The sequence below is a fragment of the Mycobacterium sp. IDUB_39 genome (assembly GCF_055419205.1).
Map to the genome: position 1 here is coordinate 395,641 of NZ_JBVAXF010000003.1, position 19,545 is coordinate 415,185.

Sequence of the window (19,545 nt, forward strand, 5' to 3'; positions counted from 1 at the left end):
GGCCTACAGCTGAAAAGGCCAGCCGATGACCTTCTTCTCGCGCGGAGTCGCATAGGTACGCACCTTCGACGTGGACAGACCCATCCGCACAAGACCTTCGGCGATGGTCACCGCCGAGCGGACTCCGTCGACGATCGGGACGCCCGTCGCGGCCGTCACCTTCTCTTCGAGTTCGGCCATGCCGCCGCAGCCGAGACAGATCACTTCGGCGTGATCGTTCTCGACTGCCTCACGCGCCTGGCGGACGATCGCCTCGACGGCCCGATCCGGATCCGACTCGAGTTCGAGCACACCGAGGCCGGACGCCCGCACCGACGCGCATCGTGCGTCGAGGCCGGCGAGCTTGAGACGGTCTTCGATCAGGGGGACGGTGCGGTCGAGCGTGGTGACGACCGAGTACTTGTGTCCGAGATACATCGCTGTCGACGCGGCCGCCTCGGTGATGTCGACCACCGGGACGTCTAGCAACTCCTGCAAACCTTCCCGACCATGCTCGCCGTAGCCGGCCTGAATCACCGCGTCGAACGGCTCGGGGTAGGACGTGACCGCATCCATGACAGCGATGGCGGCAAGATAACTCTCGAAGTTTCCTTCACACGAGTCCGCACCGAAACGCGGTGTGATCCCGACGATCTCGGTACCCGGCGACGCGACACCGCGCGCCGACTCGGCGATCGCCTCGGTCATCGAGACCGTCGTGTTGACGTTGGCTACGAGGATTCTCATGGCGGTCCCTACTAGTGCGTGCTGGCCACGGCGATGGGCTCGCCGGAGACATCGTTGAACGGTCCACGGCGGTCTGCAACCGCCAGGTACACGATCGCACCGAGTCCGGCGCCGATGAACCAGGAGAACTCCGAGACGATCGCGAACACCGGGACGAACGCCAGCAGCAGGGCCACCACCGCCGTGATCACCAGGGCGATCACGGCCCGCACGTTCACGCCTTTGGCGTAGTGGTATTCGCCGTCTGCATCGATCGTGAACAGGGCCAGGACGTTGATCTTGCAACGACGCACCAGCCAGTAGTCGGCCATGATGATGCCGAACAGCGGACCGAGTATCGCGCCGAGTCCGCCCAGGAAGTAGTTGATGACGGCAGGGGAGTTGTACAGGTTCCACGGCAGGATCACCAGGCCGATGACGGCCGAGATGAATGCTGCGCGACGGAAGTTCAGGTGCTTGGGGAACAGGTTGTTGAGTGCGTAGATCGGGGCGACGAAGTTGGCCATCAGGTTCACGGCGATGGTCAGGATCAGCAACGCGAGTGCCGCGAGCACCAGTAGCAGGGTGTTCGGCACTTCCTGGACGATGTCGGCGGGAGCTTCGATGATGCGTCCGTCGATGCGGAACTGGGCGCCGGCCAGCGTGATGACGATGGCGCCGAACACCAGCATGTTGAGCGGAATGCCCCAGAAGTTGCCTCGCACGATCGCCCGTTTCGACGTCGCGTTGCGAGTGAAATCGCAGAAGTTCAGGACGAACGTGCCGTAGATCGCGACCCACAGACTGGCGCCACCGATGATCTTCAGCCACATGTCGACGCCGGTCAGCGAATCGGGCGTCGTCCACGCGATGGTCCAGTCGGCATTGTTGAGCATCCAGATCGCGAGCGCGATCATCGTGAACAGAATGACCGGGCCGGCGAACGCCTCGTACTTGCGGATCATCTCCATGCCGTAGCTGACGATGATCACCTGGACGACCCACAGCGCGACGAACGAGATCCAGCCGAGCGTCGACAACCCCAGGACGCTGTTCGTGTCGAGAGTCGCCGCCGATGGCGCGAGCGCGATGATCATGATGCGCAGCACCACGGACGCCAGGTAGGTCTGGATGCCGAACCAGGCGATCGCGACCGCGCCGCGGATGAGAGCGGGAATCTGTGCGCCGCGGATGCCGAATGCGATGCGGCTCATCACCGGGAACGGGACGCCGGTCTTCTCACCCATGAACCCGGACAGGTTGAGCAGCAGGAAGAGGAAGATGCCGCCGAGTCCGAGCGCCAGGAGGATCTGCCACCCGCCGAGGCCGAGGGCGAACAGTCCGATGGCGAACGAATAGTTGCCCAGGCTGTGCACGTCGTTGGCCCACAGGGTGAAGATGTTGTACGCACTCCACCGTCGACCTTCGCGCTTGGTGGGCGCGAGATCGGGGTTGTACAGATGCGGACTCACGTCGGCGAACGGGGTTGCATCGGTACGGTTGGAGTCGCCAATTAGCCCGGTGGACTCTGTGGTCATCGATACGCCTGTCACGGTCGGAGCGACGACGCTCAACGCCGCCGCAAACATTCCACTGTGCGGAAGTTATATTCCACGGATTCAGTAAGTAAGTCGCATCCACACACCGGCTGTCAAGCTTTTGGCGCGATTGACTGTGTCAACGCTCACATCTAGAGTCGGCCACGGTATGGAGTTGCATTTCCACGATGAGGAATTATGTTCGTAGCAATGGAGAGCCGCCGATGATCGCCGACGCAGGGGAGCGGTCCAACCAGCCCGAATTCGACCTGGTGGTCCGTGGCGAGCGCACGCTGACGACAGCGGGAATCGTTGCCCGGGAGATCGGTATCCGCGACGGTCGCGTCGTCGCGATCGAGCCGCTGGGCAGCGCCCTCGTCGGCGCGGAGATCGTCGAACTCACCGACGAGCAGGTGATGATCCCAGGCTTGGTCGATACGCACGTGCACGTCAACGAGCCGGGCCGCACCGAGTGGGAGGGGTTCGACTCCGCTACCCGCGCAGCGGCGGCGGGCGGTGTGACCACGCTGATCGACATGCCGCTGAACTCGATTCCGCCGACGGTCAATGTCGAAGCACTCAACGCCAAGCGTGCGGCGGCATCGGGCAAGACACACATCGACGTCGGTTTCTGGGGCGGCGCGATCCCCGGCAACACCGACGATCTGCGCGGCCTGCACGACGACGGCGTGTTCGGCTTCAAGTGCTTCCTACTGCACTCTGGCGTCGACGAGTTCCCGCATCTCGACGCGGACGAGATGGAGAAGGACATGGCCGTGCTCGCCGGCTTCGACTCCATGATGATCGTGCACGCCGAGGACTCCCGCGCCATCGACCGAGCACCCTCGGCCGAGGGCAACCAATACGAACGCTTCCTCGCGTCACGGCCGCGCGGCGCCGAGAACGTGGCGATCGCGGAGGTTATCGAACGCGCTCGGTGGACCGGCGTCCGTGCTCACATTCTGCACCTTTCGTCGTCGGACGCACTGCCGATGCTCGCCACCGCGAAACGCGACGGCGTCAAGATCACCGTCGAGACCTGTCCGCACTACTTGACCCTGCTGGCCGAGGAGATCCCGAACGGCGCGACCGCATTCAAGTGTTGTCCGCCGATCCGTGAGGCATCGAATCGGGAACTTCTGTGGCAGGGCCTGCTCGATGGCACGATCGACTGCATCGTCTCTGACCACTCACCGTCGACGATCGACCTGAAGGACGTCGAGAACGGTGACTTCGGCGTTGCATGGGGCGGCGTCGCGTCGCTTCAGCTCGGCCTGTCGTTGATCTGGACCGAGGCCAAGCGTCGCGGTATAGAACTCACGCAGGTGCTCGAGTGGATGGCGGCCAAACCCGCAGCCCTCGCCGGATTAAACAACAAGGGCAAGATCGCGCTCGGCTACGACGCCGATTTCGCGATCTTCGAGCCCGACTCTGCGCAGGTCGTCGACGTGCACAAGCTGCACCACAAGAACCCGATCAGCCCATACGACGGACGTGCACTCGCCGGTGTCGTGACGAGTACCTGGTTGCGCGGCAAGAAGATCGACTTCCAGACCGCGCAGGGGCGGATGCTGCGCCGCGGCGGTGTGTAGCAGACCGGCCTCTATTGAGAATCTCGCCACGGAAGCGGAACAACGACCTACCGGATGCGCTCAAGGGCTTGCGGGCATACTCATCATCGGTAGCGAAACCCGTTAAACCACTTGGGAATACAGCACAATCATGGCGGCATGGGGATCTTTGACCTAGGGTCGTGCAGTGAAGCGGCCTAGAGCTGACCCAGGGGCCGGCAGACATTAGACAGGGCGTTCCAGTACTCACCGGGCGCACAGTCTCCCGCCGGACGCGGCGTCTGGCAGGTGTTCGTGATCGGATCCCAGAACTGGCCGTTGATGCAGTTTAGGGGCTCTGCGGAACCGATCCCGGCCCCGAACAGCGACAAGGCGGCAATCGGAGCGGCGGCAAGAATGGCGATGGTCGAACGGCCAACAAGATTTCGCATAGGTCGATCTTGCCCGACGACGTGCGTCCTCAAACCCCGTTAGTGCGAAACCATTCATCGGCACAGGTTGGGCCGATGTGGCTGGTATGCATCACCGGCAGTGGGCGAGGCGATGAAGGCCGGGGAACGGCTCTCGTCCAGCCTCGGGGAGCAGTGGAAGAGTGGTCGGGGCTAAGCATCGACCGACGTCATGGGTGCCGTTGACGGCAGGCGTTCCCGCCGGTTGCCCGTGCTTGTCCGGTTCGGCGTCCGGCGAGGGCGCGGTATCCGCCGAGATCTCGGGCTGGGCGAGGACGTCGCCGCGGTGTACGACTCGGACCTGACCTGACCTGACCTGACCTGACCTGACCTGACCTGGAGCCATCATCGGATGCTGATCCGCCGGGCGCAAGGTCTTCGACCTCGCCACCGCAGACATCCGTCTCGCGTGACCTGCTGCGTGTCAGTCCGGCAGCCAGTGCAGCTCGTGCGCGAGGGTTTTGGCGACGGCACGGGTGCGGCGGTGTAGTGGTGATTGCACGCGCGGGAGGACCAGGTGGATGGTCAAGGTGGGTGCGCCCTGCAGCGGTCGCCACGTGAGATCGGCCGGTTGTGTCGTGACCGCGGCTTCACCGGCCGGAGCGAGGGTGAGCCCGTCGCGTAGGTCGCGCTGAGACATGTCGAAAGAGACTGCGGGCGTGTGGAATCGGGGGCGTGGTCGGATGTCTCGGAACAATGCGGACAGCTCATCGTGGATCACGGGGTTGGCCGCACGGTCCGGGAGTCGCAGCGGATACGCGGCCGCGTCGACGATCCCGATCTCCGAGTGTTCGGCCAGCGGATGATGCTGCGCCAACTGGACCCCGACGCGCAAACGCCGCAGCAGGAACCGGCGCACGCCACGACCCGGCTGTTCACCGCGGGTGATCCCCGCATCGATGCGGCCGTCGGCGACCGCGGGGGAGATCTCCGGTGTCGCCATCGGGACCGCGCCGACCTCGAGACCCGGGCTGCTACGAATGAGCCTGTCCACCAGGGCCGGTACCGTCTCGGCCCCGGCGCTGAGGCTGTATCCGATGCGCAGCGTGCCCAGTTCACCAGCCCCAGCGCTCCGGGCGGTGTCCCATGCCCGGTCCAGCGCCGCCAGCGCGGGCGGCGCGGACTCTGCCAAAGCCGCACCGGCCGTGGTCAATACGACGCTCCGCGTGTTGCGAACCAGCAGGCTCGTACCGAGTTCCGCCTCCAATCGACGCATCCGGGCACTGAGTGCGGGCTGCGCGATACCGATCCGTGCGGCCGCGCGGGTGAAGTTCAACTCCTGCGCCAGCACCAGAAAGTACCGCAAGCTCACCGTGTCCGGCGCCACATGCCCTCCCTGCGGATTGATAACGATACGTTCTAAGTCTATCGCGCCCCGGTCTTTCCCTCGCCCACACACCAACCCCTAACCTGCGCATATGACGATTCAACCGACCGCGGTAGATGCAGGAGGCACTCATGCATAAGACACTGGTCCTATATCCCGAGCCCACCGACCCTGACCACTTCCGCGACTACTACGTGAACAACCACCTTCCGCTGGTCATGAATTGGCCCGGCCTGCTTGCGTGGCGCTACAGCTTCGACGTGGCGGCTACCAAGGGAGAAGCGCCGTATTTCGCGGTCTTTGAAGCCGACTTCGCTGACGCCGCCGCATTGGCTGCGGCACGGGCGTCGCCGCAAGGCCAGCGGCTGGCCGCCGATGTCGTCAACTACGCCACCGGCGGTGTGGTCGTCATCGACTATCCGGTGCAGGACGGCACCAGCTGAGGCAGGACGGCACGCTCCGAGACGACTTCGAAGCCATGCCATGTTGGCGTCGAAGCGCTTTGGCCAAATCACTCCAACATGGCGGGTGAGGGCCGCTCAGAGCACCCGTGATTCATCAGATGAAGACCGAGTACTTTAGTCAACGACAAGCGGCAGCTTCTTGTCCAGAGGGCGGGCACCCGTCTCATTTTTTACAAGCGGTCAAACTGATGTACGGCCCGAACGGCGCAAAGTACCGTAAATCGTCAAGGGAACAGGGCGGCGCGGCTACTGCTGTCTGTCCGGGGGCGAGGAACATCGTGCGATGGAAATGATCAAGTACTTGACATTTTGTGCGGCCGCCATCGCGTTGGTAACCGCCTGCGGAGGGGGCGTCTCGCACGACGTCGCGCCTACTGGCCAAGCGGTCGCGCCCGTTGCCCCGAGTGAATCCGCATCCCGGTGCTCGTCGACGACGGCGGATGTCTTGAAGTCGGCCGCGCAACGCGATTACGGGGACGTCTACAAGGTGCTGTGCTCCGGCGATTGGGCAAAGGTCCTGATTGACACGAGGGCCGTCACCAATGCGAATCCCCCCAGCATCGTGCTATTCCACGACGACGGCGGCGGTTGGCGCGTAGTGCAATACGGCAGCGGGTTCGATTGCACCAACGAGGGCGTACCACCGTCGACCGCCGCCGAACTCGAATGCTAGTCCTGGGCTGCGGTGGAGTTTTTCGATGGGGTGGCGCTGAGCCTGCGTGTCGCCAAGATCGCCGGCCGTTGACATCCGGCCACACCCTGGCGCTTTGACCAAATTGCCCCGGCGTGACGGGTGAGGGTCACTCGGACACTCCATGATTCATCACATGAAAACGGCAACGTTAAGTTGACATAATGTGGCTTATCGGCATTTCTCTGACCAGGGATTGCGTCGATCGTCAGAGTCATCCTGCCGCCGAGGCCGAGATCCCGCATCGAGTCGACCACCCTGCCCACGGTGCCAATCGGCTGTCCTTGCCGCCGACGATACGGAACTTGCGGAGCTGCGGTCGGCGGACCCAAGGCCATCCGCATCCTGCACGAGAAAGCAAGACGCCACCAAGGGCACCAACCGCCTTGCCGCACCACGCCTACACCAACCGCACTCTCGCCATCAATACGTCACTGTGACGAATTACTCTGTGGCGCAGGGGTATTGGCATACCGCGTTGCCATGGACGTCAGGACCATGATCGCGGAAACGTGGACCGCACGGACTATCAGAACCACATGCGGGACTCGATGAGCCGACGGCGCACACCCGTTGGGAATCCGAGGATGCAAATTCGCGTCTTCGGCGGCGATGGCTTCACCGCGCCTCAGCTACGACATATCTCCCCCATTCGGCGGCACCGTCGACGAAACGGAGCCCCTGGCGCTGCACGTCGTTGGACCGAAGTCCATCCGCATCCTGCATGAGAACGACGACACCTTCAGCGACCCCAGCCGCCCCGCCTGGCCACACTTCCACCGTCCACACACGCGCCCACAATACGTCACTGTGACGTATTGTGTTGTGGCACAGGAACATTGATTTACCACGCCGAACACTTCGCCTGTCGGCATAGGCAGAACGATATGTCGGAAGTGCCCGACATGTCCGGTGTTTCCGCACTACCTCTCACCTCGTTGATTGGATACAGATCTTGACACCTTCCCGTCACGGCACTCGGTGGCCAATTGGTCGGCGAGCGCGGTCACCACACGACAAGTCCCAGGATGTCGCAAAGGCTCGACATCCCAGCGGCTGTCGAGTACACCAATGACATGCCTCATCCGACCAACGACGTCTGGGAAGCACTATCCACCGCGCGATCCATCCGTCGGTTCACCGACGAGCCCGTCGACGACGAGACACTCGAACGCTGCCTCGAGGCAGCCACGTGGGCGCCAAACGGTGCCAATGCACAACTCTGGCGGTTCATCGTCCTCGACGCGCCTGAGCAGCGCAGCGCCGTCGCCGCAGCAGCCGGGATGGCGCTCGACACCATCGAGAAGATCTATGGGATGAACAGGCCCGCCGACAACGATCAAGGTCGCGCAGCGCGTAACAACCGCTCCACCTACGAATTGCACGATCGCGCCGGCGAATACACCTCGGTCCTGTTCACCGCGTTCAAGACTGGGTTCGCCTCCGAGTACCTACAGGCGGGGTCCATCTACCCGGCGATGCAGAACTTCCACCTCGCGGCGCGTGCCCAGGGACTCGGGGCTTGCTTCACGAGTTGGGCGTCCTATGACGGCGAGCAGGTGCTCCGCGAGGCGGTTGGCATTCCCGACGAATGGTTCCTCGCGGGACATGTCGTCGTCGGCTGGCCCCGTGGACGTCACGGTCCGGTTCGTCGGCGGCCCATCACAGATGTGGTGTTCCGTAATCGATGGGACCCCGACCGAGCCGACATCGTCCACGGCGGAGGCGCCCGCCCTCGACGCAGCTGATTGGAGGGACCGCGCCTAAACCGAGAGGCTTGGGTTCTCACTGTCTTCATCGGCGCGATCGGCCCATCCAGGTGAGGCGATGCCCAGCAGCGCCTCGGCGTGCGCGAGCAGATCCGCCTCGACTTCCTCGGCAGTCAACAGACCGGTCATCGCGTGTATGGCGAGGCCGTCTTCGAGGGCCACCATGGCTGTGGCGATCTTGGCGGGAGGAAGCAGTGGCGAGAAGTCGCCGCTGGCAATCCCCGCCTCGACGATTCTCTGGTACAGCTCGGCCTGGCCGCTGAAGAAGCGCCGGCTCCAACTCGCAGCGGTGGGTTCGTCCACGATCACCGGAGCGACTTCGTAGAGAATCCGTGCCGCTTCACGACGCTTTCCCGGATAGGGGGTGCCCAATGCGATGCACCGGCTGAGCATCGACAGCGGGAGCGTCTCTTTCGCGACGAGCCGCTCTCTCTCGTCGAGGAACTGCTTGGTCGCGGACCGATACACCTCGGCGAGAATGTCGTTGGCATCCGAGTAGTAGTACAGCAACAACGCCGACGACATGTCTGCGGCTTCAGCGATGCGTTTGAGGTTGATCCCGGCGGCACCGTGTTTGTGGACCGCCGCTGTGGCGGCGGCCACGATCTCTTCGCGTCGCTTCTTCTGGTTACTCGGGCGAGCCATGCCGCGACCTTCCCTGTGACTACTGACAGGCAGTCTATCGCAGCGGCGTCGGCATCGAATCAGCCTGCTTCTGAGGTGATCTCCGGCGGCGGACGCGAGAAGCCACGTGTGAGGACGATGAGGTAGACCAGACCGGCGACCAGCCAGCCAGCCCCGAGCGTGACCGCGTGGGTGTCCAGGCTGATCAGGAAGTAGACGGTGATGGCGATGGCGGCACCCGCGAGCAGGACGCGCGCCCAACGAGCGGGTCCACTCGCCTTGTCTCGGAGCAGGAGCACCAACACGCCCAGGTTCACCGCGGTGAACGCGGTGAACGCACCGAAGTTGATGAACGACGTCGATGTGGTCAGCGTCATCTGGGTGGCAAAAAGTCCGACGGCACCGATCAGCGCGATGTTCAGAACCGGAGTTCCGAGTTTGGGATGGCGGTATCCGAAGAACTTCTTCGGCAGAACTCCGTCACGTCCCATAGTGAGCAGCAATCGCGAGCCACCCGCCTGCGCGGCAATCGACGACGCGAACCCTCCGATCACGAGCGCCGCGACGATCGTCGCCGACAGAAGATTCCCGCCGGCTTGCGCCGCGATGTCGAACGCAGCCGAATCCACATCGTTGACGACGGTCAGCGGGAGAACCAGCTCGGCGGCGAAACTGACCACGGTGAAGATCAGTCCCATTGCCAGTGTCGCGATGACGATCGCGCGTGGGATCAAGCGTCGCGGGTCCCTTGCCTCGCCGGTCAGAGTCGTGATCGCGTCGAAACCGAGGAACGAGTAGCAGGCGATCGCCGCGCCCGCCGCAACTCCCGCCAGTGAGCTGTCCATGTTCCAGAAGGGACTGAGAACCGACGCTCCGCCATCGCTCGCAGCGGTTCTCAGGGACAGTGCGACGAAGCAGATCAGAACCAGGGCAACGAAACTCAGGAGGAGAAAGTTCGCCTTGTCCGCCACCCGAATGCCCAGCACATTGACGACCGAGACGATGAGCACCTGCGCCACGATCCAGACCCAGAACGGCACCGCCTCGAACTGCGCGCTGAGAAACGAACCACTGATGAGGAAGATGACCATCGGCAGGAAGAAGTAGTCGAGGATCAAGACCCAGCCCGCCATGAACCCTGTGTGGGCCCCCAGCGTCTTGCGGACGTAGCTGTATGCGGAACCGGAGAGCGCGAACCTAGCCGACATCGTGGCGTAGCTGATCGCAGTCAGGAGCATCGCCACCGTGGCAAGCATGTAGCTTCCCGACGAGGTACCAGAACTGACTTCCGAGATGATTCCGAACGTGGCAAGCACGACCGCCGGAGCCATGTAGGCGATTCCGAACAACACAAGAGATGACAGTCCCAATTGGGATTGCGTTGGCTTCACCGCGGCTTGGCTACTGGTCAATGACATGATGCTCCTTTGCATCTGGGGACTCGAACAAGGCTGCTCGCTCAGGACTGGCGAGGTTGGATGCGCCCACCGCGGTACATCGGAAGGCTGGTGGTCGTGGTGTCGAGTTGGGACCAGACTCGGTTGAGGCCGGCCGTTCCATCGCGCTGCACCCGCGACGACTCCGAGAGATCGAGTACGTCGCTGAGGGTTTCCGTCGACGCATCGACGCTGCGAACCCGAAGCCGCCCTTCGGCGTCGTAGGCGATGCTCTGCCCGCGTCCACCCGGTGCCGGAGCGTTCGCAGAAAGGACCGCAACCTGGTTCGCGATCGCCGTTGCCTGCAGGAGAATGAGTTCCTGTGCGCGATCTGAGGTCGTGGTGCGGGCGACATTGATGATGGCGTCCGCCCCCAGCCAGGCCAGTTGTCGACCGTGTTCGGGAAACCAGATGTCGTAGCAGATCGACAGCCCGACTGTTCCGTACTCGCCGAGACGGAACACGGTGAATTCGCCACCGGGCGAGGTTCTTTCATACGGCTGCCAGGGGAATACCTTGCGATATGTCGCGACTCTGTGTCCGTCCGGTGAGTAGGCCGAGACGGTATTGGCGACCGTGCCGTCCTCTGCGCACTCGAACACACTGCCCGGAATCAACCAGATCTGGTGCTCTCGTGCGAGCTGTTCGAGCGCCCGGTCCCGCGGCCCGCCAGCGCTCTCGATGTACGGCTCGGCCTCTGCGAGCGGTGAGTTCGGAACTCCCCCACAGAGATGCATCTCGGGGAACACGACAAGTCTCGCCGCGGGGTAGTCCGCGCACAGTTGGCGCACCTCGTCCCGAAAAGCCTCGAGGCTTGCGGCGGGTGGGTGCTGGGCAAGGCAGTAGTAAAGCGGTCGAGTACTCAGCGCACTCCCCTCTCCAAAAGTTGTTTGAATACTATTCAAACAACTGCGTCCTGCGCAACCGTTGACGCGTAGCCGGCAGAGTTGCGCCACCGTTGTGTCTGATGTGGCGCATTGAGACACGCCCTCACCGCTCACGGAAGGGTGCGATTTCCACACCGGCATCCACGCTGGAACAGGGATGCTCAGGTACGACGGTGATCAGATCCAGCAGGTCTGTCTGGCGGATAACCCGCTTGCCGACTGCCGCAACAGAATCGAGGACATCACCGGACGAAACGTCTCAATCCGACGGGACTAGCGCACTTGCGCTCGCGATGCAGCCATATGCCTCGATGAGCTCCACGAACGGGTCGACGAGATTGCGCCGACCAATGCGCCCACGGTCTGCTGCAGGCCTGTCGGACTTGGCCTCACGTCAGGTGCCGGGCGAAGAAGCGGGCCGCGTCGTCGCCCGCGAACTGCGGGACGCCGGTGTGCCCGCCCATGTTGGCGTGCAGCGTCTTCTCCTCGGAGCCGAAGGCGTCGAACAGGTCCAGTGCCAGCTGCCGGTCGTTTCCCTCGTCGTCCCACTGCAGCAGGACGTGCAGCGGAATCGTCACCTGGCGGGCCTCGTCGAACATGGAGCGGGGCACGAAACTCCCGGCGAACAGGCCGGCGGCCGCGATGCGCGGTTCGACCACCACCAGCCGGATGCCGATGGCGGTCACCCCGCCCGAGTATCCGATCGGACCGCTGACCTCGGGCAGTGACAGGAGCGCGTCGATGGTCGACTGCCATTCCGGGACCGCCTTCTCGACCAGGGGGATGACAAGCCGCGCGACGATCTCGTCGACCGGCTCCCCCACCGCCAGCGCCCGATGCAGATCAGAGCGGGCCCGCTCGGCGTCGGCCGATCGGGGGCGGTCACCGCTCCCGGGGAGCTCGATGGTGGCTGCGGCCATGCCGTTCGCCGACAATTGGCGGGCCCGGCTCGCAAGCCGCGGGTACATCCTGCGCAGTCCGCCGGGGTGGCCGAGCAGGACCAGCGGCGATGGCGAGGACGCTGGCGTCCACAGGATGCCTGGGACACCGCCGAGGGTGAACTCGCGTTCGAGGCTGCCGTCCTCGCTGCGTTGCTCAGAAGTGAAGTGCATGGTCGTGCCTTTCGGGAGAGCTCGTTGAACGGCGCTCCCGGACGACCTATCGCCCGACCGTGTCCCCGAGGAGGAGCACCCACGTCGATACGTTCACGGGTACCACCTCCTCGTTCGCTTGCACGGTCACGGGAAAGTAGCAGCGGTCGTCATTGTCTGCCAACCGGTTTTTGCGACAAGGAGCAGACTGGATTACCAGACCGAACACCTGGTCGTCACCGGATTCAACCGATGGGTCCGCAACCCGATGTACTCCGCCCCCACGACCGGTTCTGGCCCGACGGACCATCGGTCCACCTACGCTGATCAGTGTTGCCTCGGCAACGAGCCGATCGGTGCGTGGGGGTGAACAACCGGCCGCGCATGACCTTCTCCTGGGGAGGCAGAAGTGATCTCTGGTCAGCCGACCGTCCACCGCCTGGTCGTGGCGATTGTCCTAACCCTGGCGGGTCTGTCCGCGGTGGCCCCGACTGGCACCGCAGAACCGTGCCCGGACATCGGCGTTGCGTTCGCGAGAGGCACCGGAGAGCAGCCCGGACTAGGAGCCGTAGGTCAGCGATTCATCGACTCCCTTCGGGCGCAGGCATTCCCTCGCACCGTCGGCGGGTACGGAGTCAACTATCCCGCCAGCAGCAATTTCGCCGACGGTCAGGCGTTCACGATGAACGTCGTCGATGGCGTACGAGATGAAGCCAACCACGTGCAGGGCGTGACGTCGGTGTGCCCGCAGACCCGGATGGTCCTCGGCGGGTACTCGCAGGGAGCCGTCGTCACGGCCTTCGTCACATCAGGCCTGCCCGCTGGGGTGGGCGCCGGGCCTGCGCCCTCGATATCGGCCGACGCTGCCGAACACGTTGATGCTGTTGTGCTTTTCGGGACACCGGCGGGTCAATCGCTGGTGAAGTATGGCGCACCGGCAGTCGATGTCGGACCGATGTACACCGCAAAGTCTCTTGAATTCTGCGCCCCCGGTGACAATGTCTGCTCGGGTGGTTCAGTGCCCGGCGTCAACGGCGCGCACGGGCAGTACGCGGTCAACGGGATGGTTGATCAGGCCGCAGCGTTTGCGGTCAGCCGACTGGCCCAACCTCCGGCGCCGATGTACTGAGCGCCGGTGGCTGGGCCGGGTCGCGTCGCCTATGCAGCGCGTGCTGCGACGTCCGCCAGTTGGGGCAGCACCTGGTCGCGCCAGCCGGGGCCCATCCGAGTGAACGCGTCTGCCATTCGCTTGTCACCGAGGTCGAACCCGGAATGCTCCAGGAACACCCGTGTTCCGGCGCCCTCGGCTTCCAGTCGCCAGGTCAGCGTCCAGTTCTCGGTGAACGTGTACACCAGCAGGGTGGGCGCCTCGGCTGTGAGGATCTCGCACGGCACCGAACCCCAGCCAGGCATGCCGAGATGGAACCGGTGGCCCGGTGTGGCCGAGATATCGCCCGGCGCCCACCATTTCGCCAGCAGCGCCGGTTCGGTCAAGGTACGCCACACCTTCTGCGTTGGCGCGGCGACGAACTGGTCGACGACGATCGCGGTGGTGTCGGTGCCTGTCATTGGTCCTCCTCGGCGGTGTCGGCGAGGTCACGAAGGCGTGGAACTATCCGACATGTCGACCGTTTCCGACACGTTGGGTCGTTCCGCCCGTCCTGACGAGGGCAGCGCACGTGCGAGCGAAGGCAGCGAAAGCGAAGCGATGCGTACCCGTAACGGGCCGCAGCACAGCGAATCCGCCACTTGACTCCGACCACCGGCAATCCCCTGGCCATCGCTTTCGCTGTGACCTACCGGGTTGCGGCGAAATGCCGCGCAACGCCACTCGGCCGGCTCATCCAGATCGCACCCTCGACATTCGGAGCGTGGCTACAGGTGCGACGGCGCCTGTCGGAGTGCATACCGAACGGAACACGACGCGATGACCACTTTCTTGCTGGTACCCCGTGCTGCCGCCGTCCCAACAACGCTATCCGCGGCTACTCATCCGCGAGCTTCTTGACACCTCAGAGTCGGTTGGATAGATTTGGTCCGACCGTTTAACAACCATTTATAAATACGGTTGGCCCATCGGCAGCGGACTGCTGACGGGCTTCGCCGGACCAACCAGAGTCTGATGTCCGGTAAGTGGGTTGTGATCACGGTTGCCCGTCTACAGGAGAGTGATTTCCCGATGACCCAACGCAGTTCCGACCAGGCTCCGCGTCCCGTCGAGGTGATCGCCCTCAACGCTTTTTCACCGGCTGACCAGACTGACCTCGACGACGAGACGAGGAGCCTGGTCGAGAGACGTCAACGCGTCATGGGTTCTGCCTACCGGCTGTCCTACGAGATGCCGTTTCAGCCAGTTCGTGCGCTGGGTACGAAGATCATCGACGTTCACGGCGACGAGTATCTGGACGCCTACAACAATGTGGCGAGCGTGGGGCACAATCACCCGCGGGTCGTTGATGCCGTCACGCGTCAACTGCGGATGATCAACACCAACACGCGTTACCTACAACGCGACATCATCGAGTACGCCGAGCAGTTGGTGTCAGTTCACGACGACGCGCTCGAGAACGTCATGTTCACCTGCACCGGATCTGAAGCGAATGACCTCGCTGTGCGTATGGCACGCCAGACCACAGGCGGGACCGGCGTCATTGTGACGGATTACGCCTACCACGGGTGCACCCGCGACGTGGCGTCCTGGTCGCCCTCGTCAGGTCCGGGCACGGTTCTCGCGCCCGACGTTCGTCTGGTGCCGGCACCCGACACGTTTCGACAACCCAGTCAGAGCATTGCGGAGTGGTTCGCAAATCACCTCCAAGCCGCGATCGACGATCTACAGCGGCACGGCGTCAAACTCGCAGCGTTCGTCGTGGACAGTCTCTTCTCGTCGGACGGCATCTATCCCGACACTGGAGTTCTCGCTGCGGCGATCGATATCGTGCACGCGGCCGGGGGCCTGTTCATCAGTGACGAGGTCCAACCGGGGTTTGGCCGCACCGGTGCGGCGATGTGGGGATATCAGCGAAGCAATATCACGCCCGACATCATCACCATGGGCAAGCCAATGGGTAACGGCATGCCGATCGCCGGTGTCGTCGCCAAAAGGTCAGTCGTTGACGCCTTCGGGCAGAACGTGGCCTATTTCAACACTTTTGGTGGCGAGAACGCGCCAGTAGCCGCGGCACACGCTGTCCTCGACATCATCCGCGACGAGGATCTCATCGCCAACGCCCACAACAAGGGCACACAGCTCCTTGATGGCATGCGCGAGATCCTGGCTCGGAACAACGTGCCTGCCGACGTCCGAGGCGCCGGAATGTACCTCGGCGTCGAGTTCGTCGGCAGCCTGGACACCAAGGTCCCCGACGCTCAGACGACAGCCACGTTCGTCAACGAACTCCGCAAACGCAAGGTTCTGACCAGTTCGGCCGGGCAGTTCGGCAACGTGATCAAGGTCAGGCCTCCCCTCGTCTTCGACCAGTCCGACGTTGACCGATTCCTTGGCGAATTCGATCAAGTCGCCCGGCATCTCGTCCCCACAGCACGGGTACGAGGGCCCGTGATGCGGCGGCAGAACTCGTCGCCGGGTGTCGCATCCAGCGGTAGCACTTTCCCGCGCGAGGAGCTCCGTCGCATGGTGATGGAAGAACTGTGTGAGCTGATCGGTCCGACCAACGGGTCTCCATAGGCGCAGTCGGCCCTCTGAGGCGCAAGCCGGGTTGCACCAAGCGCCGCGGGTGAACGACAAGCGGCCGGACCCGGAAACCGGGGAGCGACAACATCCCGCGTGGCGTCTCGATGAGTTTCATTCTCCGGTGCAGTCTGATCGGTATGGGCAAACTCATCTATGGCTTCAATGTGTCGGTGGACGGGTACATCGCCGACGCACAAGGCAACATCGACTGGTCCGATCCCAGCGAAGAACTGCACCAGTACTGGAACGACTTCGAGCGGGAGACCGCACTGTCGTTCTACGGGCGGCGGCTCTACGAACTGATGTCCGCCTACTGGCCGACCGCCGACAAGGCCCCGGACGCCACCCCAATGATCGTTGATTACGCCCGCGTCTGGCGCGACATGCCCAAGGTCGTGTTCTCGCGAACCCTGGAGTCCGTCGACTGGAACTCCCGCCTGGAACGTGGCGACCCGGTCGAGGTGGTGACGAAGCTGAAAGCCGAAACCGACGGCAGCCTGGAGGTAGCCGGTGCGACACTGGCCGCACCGATCGTGCAGGCCGGACTGGTGGACGAATACCGGATCGTGCTCGCGCCCACCGCCGTGGGCGGCGGCACACCGTTCTTCCCGACCCTGCCGTCATGGATCTCACTGCGACTGTTGGAGAACCGCACCTTCCCCTGCGGCACGGTCCTGCTGCGCTACGAGGCGAAACGCGACTGATCGGACATGCCTGTCGGAGTGCACAACTGAATGGAGCGTTACTAGATGACGACCTTCCTGCTGGTCCCCGGCGGCGGTTCCGACCCCTCGTACTGGCGGTTCCTCGTGGCCGAGTTGGCCGATCGTGGGCACCGCGGCATCGCCGTTGACCTGCCCTGCGAGGACGATTCGGCCGATCTCAATGACTACGCCGACGCCGTCGCCAGCCAGCACCACAGCGATGGCGCGCGGCCGATCGTCGTCGCGCATTCCTTTGGCGGGTTCACCGGAGCGCTCGCCTGCACGCGGGTCAATGCGTCTGCACTGATCTACGTCTCGGCGATGCTCCCCCGCCCCGGCGAACGTCCGAGCGACTGGTGGAGCGCCACCGGGTGCGACGACGCACAACGTGCTGCCGCCGCTGCGGGCGGATACGACCCCGACGACATGGACGCACTGTTCTACAACGGTGTCGACGCCGCGGTGATTGCCGAAGAGGTCGAACGCGCTCAGTCAGACACGCCGTCGTTGAAACCGTGGCCCGCGGCAGCACTCCCCCAGCTCCCGACGAGCTTCGTGCTCTTCCGTGACGACCGTTTCTTCCCGGAGGAGTTCATGCGCGGGGTCGTCGCCGACCGGCTCGGGATCGAACCCGTGACGACCCCCGGCGGGCACATGGCCATGCTGTCGCATCCGGCCGAGCTTGCCGACCGACTCGTCGCCGCGGCCGAAGCGCATGGAGACGGGTGACCGTGCGGCTTCACCGGGGCGTGTTGCCTCTCGACCAGGCGTCCATCGTCACCGCTGGAAGCGGAAACCGGGACTGGCATAGCAGTATCAAGCGCCAGGTCGACGTGATCGAGGAGAAGATCAGAGGGCTAGGTGATCGCGGGGTTGTCCTAGTCGGCCGAACCCTCAAAGTTCCGTGCCGTGGTGGCATCGCCATCCAGGCCCCACGACACCACTCGTCGCGGGGTGATCCGAATGATGTCACCCGATAGCCCGCCCTCGGTGGTGCCCTCCCCCGGCAGCACCGTCCCCACACCCCGTATCTCAATGCCGTGGGCCTTCGGCGGCTTCACGGAGATCACGTTGTCGACGATTAACGCCACCCGCGGGTTGCGAATGACGTTGCGCCACTTCTGGGTGGTCGCCAGGGCGTGCCCGACGATGTCGATGGTCGCGCCGTCTGGGCCGAGGTGAACCCCGACCGGTCGAATCTGCGGGTCACCCGCCGGCCCGATCGTGCACAGCCGTCCGATGGGCTGCTCGCGCAGGTAGGCCAGTTCAGCGGGCGTGAACGTCATGATGATCTCCTCATCTCGTCTGATTGCTCCTGATCGCGCAGTCTTGTGAAAATTCGTTCAATACAGCGCAGTTCGTCCTCCTCGAGGTGATCGAGGAACAACTCCTTCACCGATTCCGCGTGGTGGGGCATCGCCTGCTGGAGCGTCTCCACACCGGTGGCGGTGAGCACAGCCCGGTAGCCACGACCGTCCTCGGGGGCCGGCTCGCGGACGACGAGTCCGCGTTTGGCCATCGAGTCGATCTGATAGGTGATCCGACTACGGGAGAACACCATGCGGTCGGCGAGTTCACTCATGCGCAGCCGGTGCTGCGGGGCGCTGGAAAGCACCATCAGGAGGTGATAGTCGATCAGGGACAGTCCCGCGCTGGCACGAAGGCGCTCGTCAAGCCTGGTCTCCAGTCGCAGGCTGCCCTCAATGAACGGACCCCAGGCCCGCTCCTCGGCTGCAGACAGTCTCCCGGCCATCCGGCTCACCCCCTTCTCGGATAACTGATTCAAATCTGAATCCTATCCCATTCTGGAGTTCACTGCATACCTAATCCCACTGGGAATAGCTGATTGCCCGCGCCGTGTTGATATAGTTTGAAATTGAACTACACCCGGGTGACCGCCCGGTGGAAGCGTCGGCGAAAGGAAACGCGCAATGACACACAACATCGACTGGGACCTCGCATACCGCCAGGAGCAGGAACCGGCCTGGAACATCGGCGAGCCCCAGCCCGAGTACCGCGCGTTGATCGATCAGGACGGCACCGTCCGCGGCGAGGTCCTCGACGCGGGATGCGGGTACGCCGAGCTGGGCTTGGAGCTGGCGGCACGCGGCCACACGGTGACCGGAATCGACCTGACGCCCACGGCGGTGGCGGCAGCCACCGCGACCGCGCAGGCGCGTGGTCTGACCAACGCGATGTTCATCGAAGCCGACATCACCTCGTTCACGGGGTTCGACGGCCGCTTCTCCACCATCTTCGACAGCGGGCTCCTGCATGCGCTGCCCGCCGAGCTGCGCGACGGTTACCTGCGTTCCGTGTACCGCGCGGCCGCGCCGGGCGCGTCGTTCTACATCCTGGCCTTCGGCGCTGGCGCGTTCGGTGACCACGACGGACCCGGGCCCACCCAGTTCACTGAAGATGTGCTGCGCGAGGAGATTTCGCAGCACTGGCAGATCGACGAGATTCGGCCCGCCAAGCTCTATGCCACCAGCGCACAGCTGTCAGGCGGATCCGCGGCACCGCGTACCGGGGCCGACGAGCAGGCGCACACGTCACTTCCGGCCTTCCTGGTAATCGCGCACAAGGAGTGACTTC

The 19,545-nt window shown here is 63.9% G+C and carries 20 protein-coding genes; 10 read left to right on the forward strand and 10 right to left on the reverse strand.

Annotated features, from left to right (window positions below; genetic code table 11):
* Positions 1 to 3: 3 nt before the first annotated feature.
* A complete protein-coding gene (locus ACZY0X_RS13840) occupies positions 4 to 726 on the reverse strand; it encodes an aspartate/glutamate racemase family protein (RefSeq protein WP_463771174.1) in 723 nt (240 codons plus the stop codon).
* An 11-nt stretch (positions 727 to 737) separates the two neighbouring features.
* Entirely contained in the window at positions 738 to 2,243 is a 1,506-nt protein-coding gene (locus tag ACZY0X_RS13845) for an NCS1 family nucleobase:cation symporter-1 (protein ID WP_463771175.1), read from the reverse strand.
* 224 nt (positions 2,244 to 2,467) lie between these two features.
* Here ACZY0X_RS13845 and allB point away from each other — a divergent pair, with 224 nt between their 5' ends.
* Positions 2,468 to 3,835, forward strand: coding sequence for an allantoinase AllB (gene allB, locus ACZY0X_RS13850; protein WP_463771177.1), 1,368 nt, complete (start codon positions 2,468 to 2,470; stop codon positions 3,833 to 3,835).
* Positions 3,836 to 4,435: 600 nt separating this feature from the next.
* Positions 4,436 to 4,573 (forward strand): hypothetical protein, encoded by a 138-nt coding sequence (locus ACZY0X_RS13855; protein WP_463771178.1) that lies wholly within the window; start codon positions 4,436 to 4,438, stop codon positions 4,571 to 4,573.
* 114 nt (positions 4,574 to 4,687) lie between these two features.
* Here ACZY0X_RS13855 and ACZY0X_RS13860 read toward each other — a convergent pair whose 3' ends face one another.
* Positions 4,688 to 5,590, reverse strand: coding sequence for a LysR family transcriptional regulator (locus tag ACZY0X_RS13860; protein WP_463771179.1), 903 nt, complete (start codon positions 5,588 to 5,590; stop codon positions 4,688 to 4,690).
* Between the two features lie 131 nt (positions 5,591 to 5,721).
* Here ACZY0X_RS13860 and ACZY0X_RS13865 point away from each other — a divergent pair, with 131 nt between their 5' ends.
* From ACZY0X_RS13865 to ACZY0X_RS13875, 3 genes are all read left to right on the forward strand, one after another.
* A complete protein-coding gene (locus ACZY0X_RS13865) occupies positions 5,722 to 6,033 on the forward strand; it encodes an EthD family reductase (protein ID WP_463771180.1) in 312 nt (103 codons plus the stop codon).
* A 304-nt stretch (positions 6,034 to 6,337) separates the two neighbouring features.
* Entirely contained in the window at positions 6,338 to 6,727 is a 390-nt protein-coding gene (locus ACZY0X_RS13870) for a hypothetical protein (protein WP_463771182.1), read from the forward strand.
* A gap of 1,094 nt (positions 6,728 to 7,821) precedes the next feature.
* Entirely contained in the window at positions 7,822 to 8,493 is a 672-nt protein-coding gene (locus ACZY0X_RS13875; RefSeq protein ID WP_463771183.1) for a nitroreductase family protein, read from the forward strand.
* 15 nt (positions 8,494 to 8,508) lie between these two features.
* On the opposite strand, the gene ACZY0X_RS13880 is transcribed toward ACZY0X_RS13875, so the two are convergent.
* The 4 genes from ACZY0X_RS13880 to ACZY0X_RS13895 form a co-directional block, all read right to left on the reverse strand.
* Positions 8,509 to 9,117: a TetR family transcriptional regulator C-terminal domain-containing protein gene (locus ACZY0X_RS13880; RefSeq protein ID WP_463771184.1), complete on the reverse strand. Its 609-nt coding sequence runs from the start codon at positions 9,115 to 9,117 to the stop codon at positions 8,509 to 8,511.
* A 101-nt stretch (positions 9,118 to 9,218) separates the two neighbouring features.
* Positions 9,219 to 10,556, reverse strand: a complete 1,338-nt coding sequence (locus ACZY0X_RS13885) for an APC family permease (protein ID WP_463771186.1) — start codon at positions 10,554 to 10,556, stop codon at positions 9,219 to 9,221.
* A 41-nt stretch (positions 10,557 to 10,597) separates the two neighbouring features.
* Positions 10,598 to 11,602, reverse strand: coding sequence for a carbon-nitrogen hydrolase family protein (locus ACZY0X_RS13890; protein ID WP_463771187.1), 1,005 nt, complete (start codon positions 11,600 to 11,602; stop codon positions 10,598 to 10,600).
* Positions 11,603 to 11,850: 248 nt separating this feature from the next.
* Positions 11,851 to 12,573 (reverse strand): dienelactone hydrolase family protein, encoded by a 723-nt coding sequence (locus tag ACZY0X_RS13895; RefSeq protein ID WP_463771188.1) that lies wholly within the window; start codon positions 12,571 to 12,573, stop codon positions 11,851 to 11,853.
* A 388-nt stretch (positions 12,574 to 12,961) separates the two neighbouring features.
* Between ACZY0X_RS13895 and ACZY0X_RS13900 the strand changes: the two genes are divergently transcribed.
* Positions 12,962 to 13,681 carry a cutinase family protein gene (locus ACZY0X_RS13900; protein WP_463771190.1) on the forward strand — a complete coding sequence of 240 codons (720 nt, stop codon included), beginning with the start codon at positions 12,962 to 12,964 and terminating at the stop codon, positions 13,679 to 13,681.
* Positions 13,682 to 13,710: 29 nt separating this feature from the next.
* Here ACZY0X_RS13900 and ACZY0X_RS13905 read toward each other — a convergent pair whose 3' ends face one another.
* Positions 13,711 to 14,121, reverse strand: a complete 411-nt coding sequence (locus ACZY0X_RS13905) for an SRPBCC family protein (protein ID WP_463771192.1) — start codon at positions 14,119 to 14,121, stop codon at positions 13,711 to 13,713.
* A gap of 739 nt (positions 14,122 to 14,860) precedes the next feature.
* Here ACZY0X_RS13905 and ACZY0X_RS13910 point away from each other — a divergent pair.
* From ACZY0X_RS13910 to ACZY0X_RS13920, 3 genes are all read left to right on the forward strand, one after another.
* Positions 14,861 to 16,240, forward strand: a complete 1,380-nt coding sequence (locus ACZY0X_RS13910; RefSeq protein ID WP_463771584.1) for an aspartate aminotransferase family protein — start codon at positions 14,861 to 14,863, stop codon at positions 16,238 to 16,240.
* Positions 16,241 to 16,383: 143 nt separating this feature from the next.
* Positions 16,384 to 16,950 carry a dihydrofolate reductase family protein gene (locus ACZY0X_RS13915; protein WP_463771585.1) on the forward strand — a complete coding sequence of 189 codons (567 nt, stop codon included), beginning with the start codon at positions 16,384 to 16,386 and terminating at the stop codon, positions 16,948 to 16,950.
* 45 nt (positions 16,951 to 16,995) lie between these two features.
* Complete coding sequence (locus tag ACZY0X_RS13920) at positions 16,996 to 17,679, forward strand: alpha/beta fold hydrolase (RefSeq protein WP_463771193.1); 684 nt, start codon at positions 16,996 to 16,998, stop codon at positions 17,677 to 17,679.
* Positions 17,680 to 17,828: 149 nt separating this feature from the next.
* On the opposite strand, the gene ACZY0X_RS13925 is transcribed toward ACZY0X_RS13920, so the two are convergent.
* Together ACZY0X_RS13925 and ACZY0X_RS13930 are read right to left on the reverse strand one after the other, a co-directional pair.
* A complete protein-coding gene (locus ACZY0X_RS13925) occupies positions 17,829 to 18,236 on the reverse strand; it encodes a PPOX class F420-dependent oxidoreductase (RefSeq protein WP_463771194.1) in 408 nt (135 codons plus the stop codon).
* Entirely contained in the window at positions 18,233 to 18,736 is a 504-nt protein-coding gene (locus ACZY0X_RS13930) for a MarR family winged helix-turn-helix transcriptional regulator (protein ID WP_463771195.1), read from the reverse strand. The genes ACZY0X_RS13925 and ACZY0X_RS13930 overlap by 4 nt, the downstream gene beginning before the upstream one ends.
* Before the next feature lie 145 nt (positions 18,737 to 18,881).
* On the opposite strand from ACZY0X_RS13930, the gene ACZY0X_RS13935 reads away from it, so the two are divergent.
* Complete coding sequence (locus ACZY0X_RS13935; RefSeq protein ID WP_463771197.1) at positions 18,882 to 19,541, forward strand: class I SAM-dependent methyltransferase; 660 nt, start codon at positions 18,882 to 18,884, stop codon at positions 19,539 to 19,541.
* Positions 19,542 to 19,545: the final 4 nt, after the last annotated feature.